The 14,947-nt window shown below is 57.3% G+C and carries 17 protein-coding genes; 7 read left to right on the top strand and 10 right to left on the bottom strand.

Annotation, left to right across the window (positions count from 1 at the left end; all coding sequences use genetic code 11):
- Window positions 1–10: 10 nt before the first annotated feature.
- Window positions 11–1,252, bottom strand: coding sequence for an NAD(P)/FAD-dependent oxidoreductase (locus ACE3NW_RS03500; RefSeq protein WP_374280402.1), 1,242 nt, complete (start codon window positions 1,250–1,252; stop codon window positions 11–13).
- 392 nt (window positions 1,253–1,644) lie between these two features.
- On the opposite strand from ACE3NW_RS03500, the gene ACE3NW_RS03505 reads away from it, so the two are divergent.
- Window positions 1,645–2,076 (top strand): energy transducer TonB, encoded by a 432-nt coding sequence (locus tag ACE3NW_RS03505; RefSeq protein WP_374280404.1) that lies wholly within the window; start codon window positions 1,645–1,647, stop codon window positions 2,074–2,076.
- Between the two features lie 116 nt (window positions 2,077–2,192).
- On the opposite strand, the gene arsB is transcribed toward ACE3NW_RS03505, so the two are convergent.
- The 9 genes from arsB to ACE3NW_RS03550 form a co-directional block, all read right to left on the bottom strand.
- A complete protein-coding gene (gene arsB, locus ACE3NW_RS03510; protein ID WP_374280407.1) occupies window positions 2,193–3,251 on the bottom strand; it encodes an ACR3 family arsenite efflux transporter in 1,059 nt (352 codons plus the stop codon).
- A gap of 12 nt (window positions 3,252–3,263) precedes the next feature.
- Window positions 3,264–3,737 carry an arsenate reductase ArsC gene (locus tag ACE3NW_RS03515; RefSeq protein WP_374280409.1) on the bottom strand — a complete coding sequence of 158 codons (474 nt, stop codon included), beginning with the start codon at window positions 3,735–3,737 and terminating at the stop codon, window positions 3,264–3,266.
- Complete coding sequence (locus ACE3NW_RS03520) at window positions 3,734–4,033, bottom strand: ArsR/SmtB family transcription factor (protein WP_374280411.1); 300 nt, start codon at window positions 4,031–4,033, stop codon at window positions 3,734–3,736. Before ACE3NW_RS03520 ends, ACE3NW_RS03515 begins: the two co-directional genes overlap by 4 nt.
- A 416-nt stretch (window positions 4,034–4,449) precedes the next feature.
- Complete coding sequence (locus ACE3NW_RS03525; protein WP_374280413.1) at window positions 4,450–4,716, bottom strand: RNA recognition motif domain-containing protein; 267 nt, start codon at window positions 4,714–4,716, stop codon at window positions 4,450–4,452.
- 833 nt (window positions 4,717–5,549) lie between these two features.
- The gene (locus ACE3NW_RS03530; RefSeq protein ID WP_374280415.1) at window positions 5,550–5,831 is read right to left on the bottom strand and encodes a hypothetical protein; all 282 of its coding nucleotides are present in this window, start codon (window positions 5,829–5,831) and stop codon (window positions 5,550–5,552) included.
- Between the two features lie 99 nt (window positions 5,832–5,930).
- Window positions 5,931–6,056, bottom strand: a complete 126-nt coding sequence (locus ACE3NW_RS03535; protein WP_374280417.1) for a hypothetical protein — start codon at window positions 6,054–6,056, stop codon at window positions 5,931–5,933.
- A 181-nt stretch (window positions 6,057–6,237) separates the two neighbouring features.
- A complete protein-coding gene (locus ACE3NW_RS03540; protein WP_374280419.1) occupies window positions 6,238–7,773 on the bottom strand; it encodes a fused MFS/spermidine synthase in 1,536 nt (511 codons plus the stop codon).
- 55 nt (window positions 7,774–7,828) lie between these two features.
- Entirely contained in the window at window positions 7,829–8,380 is a 552-nt protein-coding gene (locus ACE3NW_RS03545) for a nucleoside deaminase (RefSeq protein ID WP_374280421.1), read from the bottom strand.
- Window positions 8,359–9,027, bottom strand: coding sequence for a TIGR00730 family Rossman fold protein (locus ACE3NW_RS03550; protein ID WP_374280423.1), 669 nt, complete (start codon window positions 9,025–9,027; stop codon window positions 8,359–8,361). The genes ACE3NW_RS03545 and ACE3NW_RS03550 overlap by 22 nt, the downstream gene beginning before the upstream one ends.
- Before the next feature lie 248 nt (window positions 9,028–9,275).
- Here ACE3NW_RS03550 and ACE3NW_RS03555 point away from each other — a divergent pair, with 248 nt between their 5' ends.
- The 6 genes from ACE3NW_RS03555 (at window position 9,276) to ACE3NW_RS03580 (ending at window position 14,929) form a co-directional block, all read left to right on the top strand.
- A complete protein-coding gene (locus ACE3NW_RS03555; protein ID WP_374280425.1) occupies window positions 9,276–10,886 on the top strand; it encodes an MBL fold metallo-hydrolase RNA specificity domain-containing protein in 1,611 nt (536 codons plus the stop codon).
- Between the two features lie 6 nt (window positions 10,887–10,892).
- On the top strand, window positions 10,893–11,444 hold the full coding sequence (rsmD, locus tag ACE3NW_RS03560; protein WP_374280427.1) for a 16S rRNA (guanine(966)-N(2))-methyltransferase RsmD: 552 nt from the start codon (window positions 10,893–10,895) through the stop codon (window positions 11,442–11,444).
- The gene (gene coaD, locus ACE3NW_RS03565) at window positions 11,423–11,980 is read left to right on the top strand and encodes a pantetheine-phosphate adenylyltransferase (protein ID WP_374280429.1); all 558 of its coding nucleotides are present in this window, start codon (window positions 11,423–11,425) and stop codon (window positions 11,978–11,980) included. The genes rsmD and coaD overlap by 22 nt, the downstream gene beginning before the upstream one ends.
- A 2-nt stretch (window positions 11,981–11,982) precedes the next feature.
- Window positions 11,983–12,927, top strand: a complete 945-nt coding sequence (miaA, locus tag ACE3NW_RS03570) for a tRNA (adenosine(37)-N6)-dimethylallyltransferase MiaA (protein WP_374280431.1) — start codon at window positions 11,983–11,985, stop codon at window positions 12,925–12,927.
- Window positions 12,928–12,962: 35 nt separating this feature from the next.
- Window positions 12,963–13,661, top strand: coding sequence for a B3/4 domain-containing protein (locus ACE3NW_RS03575; RefSeq protein WP_374280434.1), 699 nt, complete (start codon window positions 12,963–12,965; stop codon window positions 13,659–13,661).
- A 296-nt stretch (window positions 13,662–13,957) separates the two neighbouring features.
- On the top strand, window positions 13,958–14,929 hold the full coding sequence (locus ACE3NW_RS03580) for a nine-heme cytochrome c (protein ID WP_374280436.1): 972 nt from the start codon (window positions 13,958–13,960) through the stop codon (window positions 14,927–14,929).
- Window positions 14,930–14,947: the final 18 nt, after the last annotated feature.

Genomic DNA, 14,947 nt, shown 5'->3' on the forward strand with positions numbered 1-14,947 from the left:
TGCCTCCGGCCTACTTGCTTCTCAGCAAGGAGGTGTCTTTGCCTGCAAGATACATATTGGGCTCAAACGGAAGCTCGTGACCCTTGAGCATAAGGTTGTAGTACACCCATTTGAACATGAGTTTGCCCCAGTAGTTGATGTGGCTTTCGCCCAGCAGTTCGAAGGGGCCGACACCAGGCAGCGGGAACATGCCCGGCAGGGGTTCGACAGCATAGCTGAAGTCGATCAGTGAGGCCTTTTCAAAACCCGTAACGATAAAGCAGTTTGTATGCCCGTCAAACCTGTAATAGTTGTCGGTGCCTTCAATGTCTGACAGCAGGTTCTGGGCGATCACGTCGGCTTCAAAGTGCGCGACCGAGCCGGCTTTTGAAGCCGGAACGTTCGTTGCGTCGCCGATAATGTACATGTTTTCAAACTTTTTCGACTTCAGCAGTTCCTTGTCTGTGTCGATAAAACCGGTCACGTCAGAAACATCTGATTCGATAAGAAATTCCTGCCCAAGGTTCGGAGGAATCGACACCAGCAGGTCATAGGGAATTTCGTCGCCCGTTACAGAGCTGATCACGGCGCGGTCGGCTTCAACGCTGTCCACGGTCCAGTTTGTAGTAACCTTGATGCCCTTTTTCTCGCAAAGCGCACCAAGAATATTGTTGGCCACGGGTTTGGTAAATGCGCCGGTGAGGGGCGTGACAAGTTCAATCTCCACGTTGTCGCGCACGCCCATTTTTTGCAGATACCAGTCGGCCATATACACAAATTCCAAAGGCGCAACCGGGCACTTGATGGGAGTTTCGCAAATGTGCAGCACCAGTCTGCCCTTTTTGAAATTCTTCATCTTGCCATACAGGGCCGCTGCACCATCGTGCGTGTAGAAATTGTGAATTTTACCGCCCCAGTCGTCCAGCAGGCCGGGCACTTCGTCGGGCGCGATGCGTGCGCCAGAGGCAACAACAATCCAGTCGTAGGTGTGCGTGCTGTTTTTGCACACAACCTTGCGCTGCACAGGATCAACTGCGGTAATCGTATCAAGCACAAAGTTGACACCACGGCTGATAAAATCCTTTTTGGGGCGAACGCAGCCCTGCGGGGTATCCACGCCGAAAGGAACCAGAAGCCAACCGGGCTGATAGTGGTGGACAGGGTCACGATCAATAATCGTTATTTCCCATTCTCTTTCGCTCAAGAGCTTTCTCATCTTCGTGGCGATCATGGTTCCGCCAGCGCCAGCACCAAGAATAAGCAATTTTTTCATGCAATTAACCCCAGTCTATAGCAGTGTGCCATCAAAAGGTTTCCCCACTACGCGCAGCCACTGCCATGGCGGGCTGATAACATAGCAAGACAGTATCTTTTGATTACTACCATAGGTGCGTGCCGACTGCACCACTTATGTCAACAAAAATGGATGCATATCATTTAATACCTACTTACTTGGTATTTTATTTGCACACACACTTGCGCTGCAAGGACTGCATGGCTAGAATTATTTTCATGGGATGTCAGGACGATACTGAGTAACCCACTATGATATGATATTGATGAGGGCAATCGAAAAAAGCAGAAGAGGTCGCTATTTTCCAAGAAAAAAATTTGTGTTCTCTTGCCGCAAACACCTTTGCAAGCCTGGTTTATGGAAAAATCCAAATGCGCACATCTAATTGCAACAAACTATTATTTCTCATTTATTTAACTCTAATATTCATGTGTTCGTGCGCAGGCAATTCTACGCCTCCCGCAATATCTGCACCCAAAAAATCAGCTTCCATTGCAGAAATAAAAAAAATGTCGCCAATGGAAGATTATATTCATCGTTTTAGGGAGGCTGTACGCCAGTATTGGGCATTTTCATCACCGCTGGATGAGCCTATGGCTTGCACAGTAGATATTGATATTTCTCCAGACGGAGAAATTGTATCATACAAGCTCATAAAAAGTTCTGGAAACAGGTATTTTGACAACTCTGCCCTGAATGCCATCGTGCGAACCCAGAGAAGCGGTGTACGGCTTCCGCCGCCAGAGCCTCTCCCCAAGGGTATTACCATTATTTTCAGCCTGCCCAAGAGCACCAAACCATGACCACAGCTGATTGTCCTGCATAACGAAGGCCGCCCAAAATGGACGGCCTCTTCATTTGCAAACAAGCGCAATGCTCTGCCATCGCCAATTTTCAGTTTACTCCCCCTGACTGCGCTTCAGGCCGCTTCGCGCCCGTCAAAATACTTGCGGCGAATATACAGGGCCACATTCACAAGAGCGATCAGCACCGGCACTTCTACCAACGGGCCAATAACAGCCACAAAGGCCTCGCCCGAATTGAGACCAAACACGGCAATGGCCACGGCGATGGCCAGCTCAAAATTATTGGAGGCCGCAGTAAACGACAATGTGGCCGACTGCTCGTAGTTCGCCCCTGCCCGCCACGAAAGGTAGAACGAAAACAGAAACATGATAAGAAAATATATCAGCAGGGGAATGGCCACCTTCACCACATCCATGGGCAGCTGTACTATGTACTCACCCTTGAGCGAGAACATTACAACAATGGTGAACAGCAGGGCCCGCAGCGTCCAGGAGCTGATACGGGGAATAAAAACATTTTCATACCAGTCCAGCCCCTTGACCTTGAGACCGTAAATACGGGAAACAACGCCCCCGATAAAGGGTATGCCAAGATAGATGAACACGCTCTCTGCGATCTGCCCCATGCTCACATCGACCACCGCACCCGACAGCCCAAGCCAGCCCGGCAGCACCGTAATGAACGCATAGGCATAAACGGAAAAAAACAGCACCTGAAATATGGCGTTAAAGGCCACCAGCCCCGCGCAATACTCCCTGTCGCCCCCGGCAAGGTCGTTCCACACAATAACCATGGCGATACAACGGGCAAGGCCGATCAGTATCAGGCCCACCATGTAGCTGTTGTTGCCAGAAAGAAAGGCAATGGCCAGCAAAAACATGAGCACAGGCCCGATCACCCAGTTTTGCACCAGCGAAAGCACCAGTACCTTTTTATTGCGAAACACCCGGCCAAGCTGCTCGTACTTCACCTTTGCCAGCGGCGGATACATCATGAGTATCAGGCCAATGGCAATGGGAATATTGGTCGTGCCCACCTGAAAAAAGTTGATCACATGTTTCACGCCCGGCATGGCCCAGCCAAGGCCCACGCCCGCAAACATGGCCAGAAAAATCCACAGGGTCAGGAACCTGTCGAGAAACGAAAGCCGCTGCAATGGTGACTGACACATGATTTGCGCTCCTTATTGAACGGCAATATCGTCAAGAATACCCTGCAAAGTCTTTGCATCAATGGCCGGGTTGGCCTCCAACTGCTGCACAAGTGCTGTTATGCGCCTGCGCAGCACGGCCAGCGTTTCGGCAAAAGCCGCCCGGATTGTTGCCTCGTCGCCCTGCACGCCCGCCGGGTCCGGCATGCCCCAGTGACTGCGCACCACATTGCCAAAATACACAGGGCAGGCCTCGCCCGCAGCACTGGCGCACAGGGTTATGACCACCGTGGGCTTTTGCGGCAGAGTATCCCACGATTTGCTCGCAAGCCCCTGGGTAGAAATTCCCGCTTCGGCCAGCGCGGCCAAAGCGCGCGGGTGTACATGGCCCGCAGGCTTGCTGCCAGCGCTCTGCGCGGAGGCCCCCGCCGGGGCCATGGATCGGAACAGCGCCTCGGCAATGATGGAACGGCACGAATTACCGGTACACAAAAAAAGACTGTTCATGCTTGCCTCTCTCTTGTTGGGCATGTGTGGCATTGCCTGCAATAATCCGGGCTGCCAGAGCAGCATTCGGCGGTCAGATAGGCGATTACCTCAAGCATCAGGGGTATGCCTGCGCGGTAACGGGTATTGCGCCCCTCGCGCTGCATGCTTACCAGCCCGCTGCTGGCAATGGCCTTGAGATGAAACGACAGATTGCTCTTGGGAATGCCCGTCAGCCGCGAAAGTTCGCCGGCCACCAGACCTTCGGGCGCGTGCTTGACCAGCAGTTTAAAGATGCCAAGCCGCTCCTCTGACATGAGAGCCTCAAATATCTTTGTAGCCTTTTTCGTTTCCATTGAATGACAATTCAACATCAGTTGAACAAAGTCAAGCGACTCTCCCTTCCCGGCAGCCCTTCCCGGCAGATTTAATACAGTTTTTATATCCAGCCACAAAGTTTAACACCCATTTTATGCGCTTTTTCATACCGTGTTTTTGTGGGCAGAACCTAAAGCCCGCAGGAGGACGTTATGGAAAACATGCTAGGGCAATGCCTGCTGTACATCACACTGCTCGCGCTGCTGGCCTGGCCGCTGGATGAAAAACATTAAAAACTGTCGATCCACGGCGCGGCTAAGCCGCAGCCTGCTTCTGTTTTTCGGCGCGTTGCTGACGCAGCACGCAAAAAGGCCGCGATTTCTCGCGGCCTTTTGAACAAACGAATTTGGTCGGCTTACCAGCGACGGGGGGCGGGCTTTTTGGGCTCAGCCTTGTTGATGCGAAGGGCGCGGCCTTCAAATTCCTTGCCGTCAAGAGCGGCAATGGCGTTGATGGCATCGCCGTCTTCCATTTCCACAAAGCCAAAGCCACGGGCGCGGCCGGTTTCGCGGTCGGAAACGAGCTTCACGGAAAGAACTTCGCCGTAGGGGCTGAACAGGGATTCAACGCCTTCCTGAGTGGCGGACCAGGGAAGATTGCCGACGTAGATAGAAGTAGCCATAAAGACTCCAGAGATAACGGGAGGTAGACTTTCCGCATTGGAGCCTTACCCATGTAAAGCCTCTGCAAAAAAATTTACTATACCCAATCAGTGATTGCCCGAACATAGTTTGGGGCATTTTTATTGTCAACACATATTATTTATTTCAAGCAAAAAACCACAATGTGCTCTCCTCCCTGGCGCATTAACCCCACGGCCCACAGTGGTTTTTGCAAAAAGGGCTGTTTTGCAATCCAGTGCGGCAGAGAAATTGATAATACTATATTCCTTGGATATGAAATACCCGCAACACGGCACTGGCATTGAACGCATACGGCTGCCCGATTATGCGCAAAACCGACCATAATACTTTTTTGCAGTAAGAACCGGGCGCAAACAGGCAGATGCCTGCCCCGCTACTCCACATTGCCGATAAACCCTAACGCAATACTAACGCCTCCACCTGTATGTTTTCCCATAAGCAATGGTAGCGGTCCTGCCGCTAAAATACGCCGCTCCTTGCCCCACGCAGCCACAGCTGCACACGCGTCGGTGCTGCCACATCGGCGCTCCCCCTTCCCTCCTCCTGCGCGAAGCGCCCTGACAAACCAGGGCGCTTCCCACTTTTCTAGCCCCCAAATGCCGTTTGCATGAGTTTTTCCATGACAGCCAGCACAGCACATGGCAGATGCCCCTAATCGGCCCTGCCCAGGCCCCGCCCAGCCCTGCCGCCGATTGCCGACCAAGCACTGCGGCAGGCCACAGACGCAAAAAAAGCCGGCACTTTTGCAAGCAACCGGCCTTGTGGCAAAATATTCTGACATCACAGGCTGCAACAGCCCGGCCCAAAATATCTAGTTGATCCAGGAACTCAGCGCGTCAACAATCTTGCGGGCCTGATCGGCGCTGGAAATATTGAATTTTGACTGCTGGCGGTACTCGCCCCCTGCCTTTTTGTAACGGCGTATCACATACATGTCTGGCCCAAAGGTGTCTTTTTCAGGCTGCCACTGCTGGTAGCGAAAAAGAATCGTGGTCCATGCGCCCTTACTCAGCACAACTTTGTCCAGCTCGTTAACAATGACCTGGCCGTTTTCTTCAAATTGTACTGTAAGATCATCGATAGTTTCGTTCAAAAAAGCCCCCCAGATAGGCGAAATTAGACGCACGCAACCAAGGCCCAAAAACACATTTTTTACAGCAGCAACGGGCAATATCCAGCACGGCGATGCGGGCTAGCCTGCAAATTCGACCAGTATTCCCTTGACGCTTTCTGGCAGCTCCATGGGCTTAACAACCATGGTGTCTGGCCCAGGGCCATAGAAATTGGCGGCAATAGATGCAGACGCAGAAAGAGCCATGAGGTTTTCAGATATGGTCAACCTGCTGCCCCCCAGCATTTTACGTCCCAAAGATCCCAACAAAGACCTGTCAATACCCATTGGGAGAACTACACCTTGTTCCATATGCGGCCTCCTCGCATGCTTCCTTTCAATAAATAGCCTTTTCCGCCGAGGGCTGCAAGAGCCCTGCCCGCATGCCCTACTGCCGCAACAGCACCAGCGTGTAGCGCTCTACGGGAGCAAAATCATCGGTGAGGGCCGGGGTTGTGAAGGGCTGCTTGCCCGTATACCGGCTCGCAAGCATGGCAGAAAGGCTCACTGCGCCTTCTGCCGCATCGGGGCCCGCCTCGGCCGGGGCAGTGCCAACACCCGCTGCGCCCCGCCGCTCAGGAAAAGCCGCCACCATAAGGTTTTGCAGCTTGTCTGGCGTTTCCCCGCCAGCGCAATAAACCTGTACCTCTGCAAACGACTGCTCAAGTGCGTTGAAAATACCCTGAAACAAGCGGCCATCCGGGCCTTCCACCGCAGAAATCACATTCATGAGCATGACACCGCCGGGGGCCACGGCCCGGCGCAGTGCCGCCGCAGCCTCGCGTGTGCCCATCTGGAAGGGAACAGCGTAGTGGGAGTTGAACACATCCACAAAAACCAGATCATACTGGTCGCGCTGCCGGTTCAAAAAAGCCCTGGCATCCTCGTGGCGCACGCTCAGGCGCGCATCATCGCGCAAGCCAAACCAGCGCCGCGCGGTATCTGTCATGGCCGGGTCCAGCTCCACAACGGTCACACGCGCTTCTGCGGGTTTTGACAGCGGTGATTTTTCAGAAAGCAGCCACTTGGGCACGGAATACCCGCCGCCGCCCAGCATGAGCACCCGGTTTGCCTCCGGCACAAAATGCGGCCCCAGGGCGTAAAACTGGGTGTAACGAAAATACAGCTCATCAGGCGCATCCAGATACATGCCCGACTGGCTGTATCCCGGATCGGTGGCTATCAGCCGCACGGCCCTGCCGTTTTGCGCCCAGTCCACACCTTCATACACGCGTATGCTGTTGTACGGGCTTTCGACCAGATGGCTCAGGGCGCGGCCATCCTGCCAGCGCCCATACTGTGCCGCCAGAACGGCCATAAACACGCACAGGCCCAGCAACGCTGCCCGCAGCGGCAGCCTGCCCCCGCCGTGACAGAGCGAAAGCCCCAGCATGCAGGCCGCTACCCCCCACAAAATGATGGTGCTGCCCCAATACGAAATAAGGATAAAACCGCCCAGAAATGTTCCCACAATACTGCCAGCAGTAGAAAGAGCGTAAAGCCTGCCCACCGTGGCCCCGGAGGAATCAACGCTCTCGATGCGCAAGCGTATGGTGTAGGGCGTGATCATGCCGAAAAAAAAGGCGGGCACGGCAAATATGCACATAGCCGCCAGCACCGCCGCCGCGTACAGGTTGCCCACGGCAGCAGTTACCCACTGGCCGATGGCCTCGTGGCAAAAGGCGGTAAGCCCGCTGCCAAGCCCTGCCCCGGCAAGGGCAAAGGCCAGCCCCCGGCGTGAAAGATTTTTATCCGCCAGCCGCCCCCCGGCCCAGGCCCCCACGGCCAGACAGGCCAGCACCACGCCGATAAGGCTTGTCCACACCACGGCAGAGGTTCCCACATGCGGGGCAAGCACCCGTGCGCCGACCATTTCAAGAACCATAACCAGCGCGCCGCTCAGAAATACCGTAAGTTCAAGCATATCTGTCCTGTGGCTGTATGTGACTGTTGGGAGGGCTGTTGCCGCAACGGGCCTGCTAATCCCGCCTTTGGGCAAAAAAATCGTGCAGCAGGGCCGCGCACGGCTCGGCCAGCACGCCGCCCATGTGCCACACCCGATGATTGGCACACTGGGCATCAAAATATTCTGCGCGCGAAACTACCGCGCCGGCCAGGGCATCTGCCGCGCCGTACACAAGCCCGGCTACCCGCGCATGGATAAGGGCTGCGGCGCACATGGCGCAGGGCTCAAGCGTAACCACAAGCACGCACCCGTTGAGCCGGTAGTTGCCAAGGGCCGCACCCGCCGCGCGCAGGGCCAGCACCTCGGCATGGGCGGTGGGGTCGTTGCCGCGCACGGGGGCATTGCCGCAGCAGGCGAGAATGCGGCCATCGGGGCCAACCACCACCGCGCCCACAGGAACCTCCCCCGCCGCGCCGCTGGCGCGGGCCTCTTCCAGGGCCATGCGCATGAGCCCCTGCCAGGAATGCCCCGGCGGGGGCGGCGTAAGCGGCCCAGCGGGAGAAAAGGCCCGCGCGGCAACGCTGCCGGTATTTGCGCCAGCGGCTAAATAACTATGACCTTGCACAGATGGTTGACCACTTCTTCGGGCGTGTCGCACACCGTAATGAGCTTGTCGATTTCGGCTTCTTTTATAAAGCCTCTGGCTGCCATGGTTTTACGCATCCATTCAAGCAGGCCGCTCCAGTAGCTGGAGTCGTACAGAATGATGGGGAAGGGCCGCGTGCGGCCTGTCTGCGCCAGCACAAAGGCCTCGGAAAGTTCGTCAATAGTTCCCATGCCACCGGGCATGACCACATAGGCCATGGCGTATTTGACAAACATAAACTTGCGGATGAAAAAATAGCGGAAGTTGCAGCGGGTTTTTACATATTTATTGCACCCCTGCTCGTGCGGCAGCTGTATGTGCAGACCGACGGAAACGCCGCCAGCCCCATACGCGCCCTTGTTGGCGGCCTCCATAATACCTGGGCCGCCGCCGCTGATAACGCCAAAACCGGCTTCTACCAGCAGGCGCGCAATTTTTTCTGCGTCTTTATATTCGACAGAATCCGGTTTGCACCGGGCAGTACCAAACAGGGATATGCACTTGACCTTGAGCGCGTTGAGTGAATCGAGCGCTTCAACCATTTCGGCCATGATGCGGAAGGTGCGCCAGGATTCGGTTGTGACGGAAGCGAGATCGTCAATCATGTTCTGTTGCATTTCAGGCATGAATGCTCCTTGTTCCTGAAGTATGGGGGAAGGCCCGTTGCGCAACGCGCGCGGCGTGGCCCCAAGTTTCAGTATATGTGGGGCTACGGGCAAAGGCAATGCGCAGGCCACGCCGCCGAGCCCTTGCTTGACGCTGGCCCGCGCTTGCGGCTATGAAAAAAAGTCTTCTTGCGTCTTTTCCGTTCTGTAACACAGCCGGGCAAGAAGCATGCGGCCCTGCTGGCCGCCAACCCTCACCGGAGGATCAGATGAAAGTACAATTTCTGGGCGCGGCGCAAACCGTGACTGGTTCTTGCTATATGGTTGAAGCAGCGGGCAAGCGATTCTGCATTGATTGCGGCATGCATCAGGGCAACAAGGCCATTGAAGCCCGCAACCGCGAAACAGAGCTCTACAAGGCCCCCGCCATTGATTTCATTCTTGTTACGCACGCCCACATCGACCACTCTGGCCTGCTGCCCAAGATCGTCAAAGAGGGCTTTGGCGGCCCCATATTCTGCACCAAGGCCACCAGCGAGCTGCTCGACCTCATGTTGCAGGACAGCGCCCACATTCAGGAAATGGAAGCCCTGTGGGAAGCCCGCAAATACCAGCGCCGGGGCATCAAAAATCCTCCCACGGCCCTGTACACGGTAGAAGACGCACAAAAAGCCGTGGCGCTCTTTCAGACCGTTGATTACCACAAAACTTTCGAGCCCGCCCCCGGCATCCGCGTGACATACTTTGACGCGGGGCATATTCTGGGTTCCGGCTCGCTGCGCCTTGAGGCGGACGAAGACGGCAAGACCACCAGCCTGATCTTTTCGGGCGACATTGGCCGCCCGCAGTCGCTTATCGTGCGCAGCCCCGAAACACCGCCCAAGGCCGACTATGTGTTCATGGAATCCACCTACGGCGACCGTGACCACAAGGACGAAAACCTCAGCGTGGACGAACTGGGCGAGGCCATTGCCTACAGCTACGGCAAGGGTGAAAAGGTCATCATTCCCGCCTTTGCCGTGGAGCGCACACAAGAGGTGCTCTACTGCCTGCACATGATTGCCAAGCAGGGCAAGCTGCCCGCAGACATGCCCGTATTTGTGGACAGCCCCCTGGCTATCCGCGCCACCGAGGTTTTTGAGCGCAACCGAGAGCTTTTTGACGACGAGGCGCTCAAGATGCTCAACGGCGGCGACGACCCATTTTCGCTGCCCAATCTGCGTTACACGCTTTCTGCCGCCGAATCGCAGGCCATCAACGATTACAAGGGGCCTGCCATTGTCATTTCGGCCAGCGGCATGTGCAACGCTGGCCGTGTGCGCCACCATCTGCGCCATAACATCTGGAAACCCGGCGCAAGCATTGTTTTTGTGGGCTATCAGGGCGTGGGCACGCCGGGCCGAAAACTGGTGGAAAAAGCCAAAAAAATCACTCTTTTTGGCGAAGATATCGAAGTTTCCGCCCGCATTTTCACCATCAACGGATTTTCCGGCCATGCGGGCCAAAGCCAGCTGCTTGAGTGGGTCAAACCCCTTACGGGCAACGGTGCGCAGGTGGTGCTGACCCACGGCGAAACAAAAGCCCAAACCACCCTGGCCGGGCTTATCGAGCAGAGGTACGGCAAGCGTCCCCTCATTGCCACCTATCTTGAAGAAATGGTGCTTGAAGGGCCGCAGCTCACCGAAACCGTGCAGCACGAAACCCAGGCCCACCCCCGCGTCAACTGGTCGTTTCTTACCAGCGAGGTGGAACGCAAGTGGGGCATGTTCAAGGACAAGATGGCCGATGTTGAACACCGCCCCTGGGTGGAACAAACAGAGTTGCAGGAGGCGATGGAAAAAATGGACTACGCCCTCACCCGCCTGCTTTCTCGCATGTAGGAAACTATGCGCATCATTTCCGGGCGTCTTGGCGGACGCAACCTGAAATCCGCAGAGGGCGAGGGCTACCGCCCCGCCATGGGCAAAACGCGCGAGGCGCTTTTTTCCATGCTCACCGCTCGCGGTATCGACTGGCACAGCGCACGGGTTCTAGACCTGTTTGCCGGCACCGGCAGCCTTGCCTTTGAGGCCATCAGCCGGGGGGCGCAGCACGCCCTGCTGGTAGAAATGGCCCCGCAGGCCGTGCGCTGTCTCAAGGCCAACATTGCGGCACTGGAAGTGCAGGACGAAGCCCGCCTCGTCAGCGAAGACGTGCTGCGCGTGCTCAAAACGCCCCCGGCGGAACCGTATTCACTTGTTTTTATGGATCCGCCCTACCGCAAAAACCTGGCCGACCCCACGCTGAGGCTGCTGGCCACACGGCGCTGGCTTGCACCGGGGGCCTTTGTGACGGCAGAAATTGAAAAAGACGCGCGGTTCACCCTGCCCCCCGAATGGACACTAGAGGCCGAACGCCTGTTCGGTCAGACACGCATATGCATCTGGACACTGCCATGAGAATAGCACTCTACCCCGGCACTTTCGATCCACTGACCAACGGGCATTTGAGCCTTATACGGCGTGGTTGCGAAGTATTTGACAAAATTGTTGTGGCCGTGGCCGACAGCACGCCCAAGTTTCCCCTGTTCAGCCATGAAGAACGGGTGGAAATGGCCCGCGAGGCGCTGAGAGACGAACCCCGCGCCATTGTTGAGCCTTTTTCGGGCCTTACTGTGGAATACGCCGCCCAGCGCGGGGCCTGTGCCCTGCTGCGCGGTCTGCGCGCCGCCTCGGACTTTGAATACGAGTTCCAGCTTGCGCTCATGAACCGCAGGTTGCAGCGGCACATTCAGACGGTTTTTTTGATGACCGACTACCAGTGGCTGTTCATCAGTTCCACCATCGTCAAGGCTGCCGCCAGCCACGGCGCGGACATCAAGGGCCTTGTGCCCGAAAATGTGCGCACGGCCCTTATGGACAAGTACCACAAGGGCGAAGTGCGCCAGGGTACGCCCTGCCTTGCACCGCCTTTTGGCGGCTTCCGCGTCAAGTGATCATGTCTGAAACGACTTCTGCGCCGCTGCCGGTCATCTGCCTTGCCGGGCCTACAGGCTCGGGCAAAACGGCAGCGGCGCTTGCCATGGCCAGAGTGCTTGACGGCGAGGTGGTCAACGCCGATTCGCGGCAGGTTTACGCCGACTTTCCGCTGATCACGGCCCAGCCCTCGCCCGAAGAACGCGCCTGTTGCCCGCACCACCTGTACGGATTTTTGCCCACAGAAAACAAGATCAGCGCCGGGCGCTGGGCAGAGGCCGCCACAAACCAGGTGCGCGACATTCTGGCGCGTGGCAAAACGCCCCTGCTGGTGGGCGGCACGGGGCTGTATTTTCAGGCCCTGCTGCGTGGCATGGCCCAGATTCCGCCCGTTGACCAGCAGCTTACCGCACAGCTTACCGCCCGCGTCGAGGCCGAGGGCGCGCCCCGCCTGCATGCCGAATTGCGCGCCTGCGACCCTGCCTATGCCGCAAAAATCCATCCCAATGACCGCCAGCGCATCATCCGGGCGCTTGAGGTCTGCCAGAGCACGGGGCGGCCCTTTACCTGGTGGCACAGCAATTCCATGAGCACCCCGCCCTGCGCGGGCCCGCTGCTCACACTCAATGCCACGCTGGAATGGCTGGAACCCCGGCTGGCCCGCCGCCTCGACCTCATGCTTGAGCACGGCGCACTGGATGAGGCCCGCGCCGCCATGCGCCTCTATGCCGACCCCGCCGCTCCCGGCTGGTCGGGCATTGGCTGCGCCGAGGCCCTGGCCCACTTGCAGGGCCGCCTTTCGCTGCACGATTGCCGCCAGCAATGGCTGCACAACACCCGGGCCTATGCCAAGCGGCAGCTCACCTGGTTTCGCGCACGGCCAGAGGCCGTGTGGCTGCCCCCCGACAAACCCCTTGCGGTTGTGGAAGCCGCGCAACGCTTCTGGCAGAGCGTGCGCCAGCCCTAAGCCGTCTGCGGCCCGAAGACCGCGCAGGAGCCCCAGTGGAAAGCCTTTTGCCCTCCGTCAGTATCGACCCCGATCTTGCTGCCATCTGGCCCGCCACGGCCCTTGGCTGCGTTTTCTGGTCTGCCCCTGTTCTGCCCCACGCGCCGCAGCTCTGGCAGTATTTTGCCAGCCACACCCAACCCCGGCTGGCGCAGCTTCTGGAGACCACCGAGCTGGCAGCCCTGCCCCAGATCGGCCCCTCGCGGCGGGCTTTCAAGGCATTCGGGCGCGACCCTGGCCGGGTGCGCATTTCATCCGAGGCCCTTTACCGCCGCCTGCGGCAGGGCAAGGAGCTCTACCACATCAATACAGCCGTGGACGCCAACAACCTTGTTTCTCTTGAAACGGGATTTTCGCTCGGCACATATGATCTGGCCTGCCTGCAAGGCAACCTTGTACTGCGGCTGGGCCGCGAGGGCGAAAGCTATGCGGGCATCGGCAAGGATGCGCTTGACCTCAACCGCATGCCCCTGCTTGCCGACGATGCAGGGCCTTTTGGCTGCCCGTGCAGCGATTCGCAACGTGCCATGATTGTTGCAAACACGCCCGCAAACGCAGCCCCCCGGCCTTTGCTCACCGTCATTTACGGTTTTTCTGGCGCAGAGGGTCTTGAGGCGGCTATCGCAGTGACACACAAGCATTTATCGGCTTTTGCCGCTGCAAATAGCCTCGTTTCAAAGGTGGTTTGCCCCTAGCCCCAAATTCCCGGCAAGGGGCAAAAGGACCTTTTTGGGGCAAAAATCCTGTTTTTTCCACAAACTGCGCACACAATCAGCCCTGTTCCTTTTTTAGCGAAAAATATCCCAAGCTCACTGTTTCCAAGGCATAAGAAGCAATTACAACGGCGGCCCCTCCTTGACGTGTCTTGCAGCCTGGGATACCGTTTCGATATCTGCGTGTTCGCCCCCGCAGGGATCGGGGGTACGGAGGAACCCGCTGCAATGTATGCGGCGGGCGTTGGGGTAATGTCTGATTGCAAAAGGACAAGCACATGAGGAACGGCACATCACTGCTTTTGCTGGCGGCTCTGGCCCTGGCGGGCGCGGCGTGTCTGACGGCGCTCGGAGCTGGATCGGCCACGGCCGCAGCTTTGGAGCCGACAGACAGCGGCGCGCCGTCGGCCATTGTCATGTTTCCGGTAAGCGCCAAGCCCAATCCCAAGGGCGCGGCCATGAAACCTTCGGTTTTCAATCATCTCATCCATGAGAAAAAGATTGCCAACTGCGAAACATGTCACCACACCGGCGACCCTGTGGCCTGTAGCACTTGCCACACAACTGAAGGCAAGGCGGAAGGAAACTTCGTGACGCTTGACCGCGCCATGCACGCCACCAAAATTGCCAAGCGCGCCAAGGGTAATACCCCTGTGAGCTGCGTGAGCTGTCATGAACAGCAAACCAAGGAACGGCGCGAATGCGCGGGCTGCCACGCCATCGTGACTCCCAAGCGCGACCAGGCATGGTGCGCCACCTGCCACAATGTTACGTCTTCCATGACGCCGGAACAGATGCAGCTCGGCATCAAGGGCAAGCTGCCCGCCGACCAGAACGAAGCTCTGGCTGCTGAAACCGTGCAGTCGCAGAAGACTGTTCAGCCTCTTTCTGCCATGCAGGGTCCCCTCAAGGTGACCATCGACGCTCTGGCCGACAAGTACGAGCCGAACAACTTCACGCATCGTCGTCACGTCGCCTCGCTGATGGAACGCATCAAGGGAGACAAGCTGGCTGCGGCTTTCCACAACAAGCCCGAAACTCTGTGCGCTACCTGCCACCACAGAAGCCCGCTTTCGGCCACGCCTCCCAAGTGCGGCAGCTGCCACACCAAGGACATCGACCCCAAGAATCCCAACCGTCCCAACCTCAAGGCTGCCTATCACTTGCAGTGCATGGGTTGCCACCAGGGTATGAACGTGGGTCGTCCTAAGAACACAGACTGCACCACTTGTCATAAGGCCCGCCCCTAGGGCGCCTAACTGCACGGA

Origin of the sequence: Desulfovibrio sp., assembly GCF_041907885.1 — a bacterium.
Classification (GTDB): Bacteria; Desulfobacterota; Desulfovibrionia; order Desulfovibrionales; family Desulfovibrionaceae; genus Desulfovibrio.

Coding starts and splice junctions, on each gene's coding strand:
- ACE3NW_RS03500 (WP_374280402.1), bottom strand. CDS start 1,252: ATGAAAAAATTGCTTATTCTTGGTGCTGGCGCTGGCGGAACCATGATC.
- ACE3NW_RS03505 (WP_374280404.1), top strand. CDS start 1,645: ATGCGCACATCTAATTGCAACAAACTATTATTTCTCATTTATTTAACT.
- arsB (WP_374280407.1), bottom strand. CDS start 3,251: ATGTGTCAGTCACCATTGCAGCGGCTTTCGTTTCTCGACAGGTTCCTG.
- ACE3NW_RS03515 (WP_374280409.1), bottom strand. CDS start 3,737: ATGAACAGTCTTTTTTTGTGTACCGGTAATTCGTGCCGTTCCATCATT.
- ACE3NW_RS03520 (WP_374280411.1), bottom strand. CDS start 4,033: ATGTCAGAGGAGCGGCTTGGCATCTTTAAACTGCTGGTCAAGCACGCG.
- ACE3NW_RS03525 (WP_374280413.1), bottom strand. CDS start 4,716: ATGGCTACTTCTATCTACGTCGGCAATCTTCCCTGGTCCGCCACTCAG.
- ACE3NW_RS03535 (WP_374280417.1), bottom strand. CDS start 6,056: ATGGCTCTTTCTGCGTCTGCATCTATTGCCGCCAATTTCTATGGCCCT.
- ACE3NW_RS03540 (WP_374280419.1), bottom strand. CDS start 7,773: ATGCTTGAACTTACGGTATTTCTGAGCGGCGCGCTGGTTATGGTTCTT.
- ACE3NW_RS03550 (WP_374280423.1), bottom strand. CDS start 9,027: ATGCCTGAAATGCAACAGAACATGATTGACGATCTCGCTTCCGTCACA.
- ACE3NW_RS03555 (WP_374280425.1), top strand. CDS start 9,276: ATGAAAGTACAATTTCTGGGCGCGGCGCAAACCGTGACTGGTTCTTGC.
- rsmD (WP_374280427.1), top strand. CDS start 10,893: ATGCGCATCATTTCCGGGCGTCTTGGCGGACGCAACCTGAAATCCGCA.
- coaD (WP_374280429.1), top strand. CDS start 11,423: ATGCATCTGGACACTGCCATGAGAATAGCACTCTACCCCGGCACTTTC.
- miaA (WP_374280431.1), top strand. CDS start 11,983: ATGTCTGAAACGACTTCTGCGCCGCTGCCGGTCATCTGCCTTGCCGGG.
- ACE3NW_RS03580 (WP_374280436.1), top strand. CDS start 13,958: ATGAGGAACGGCACATCACTGCTTTTGCTGGCGGCTCTGGCCCTGGCG.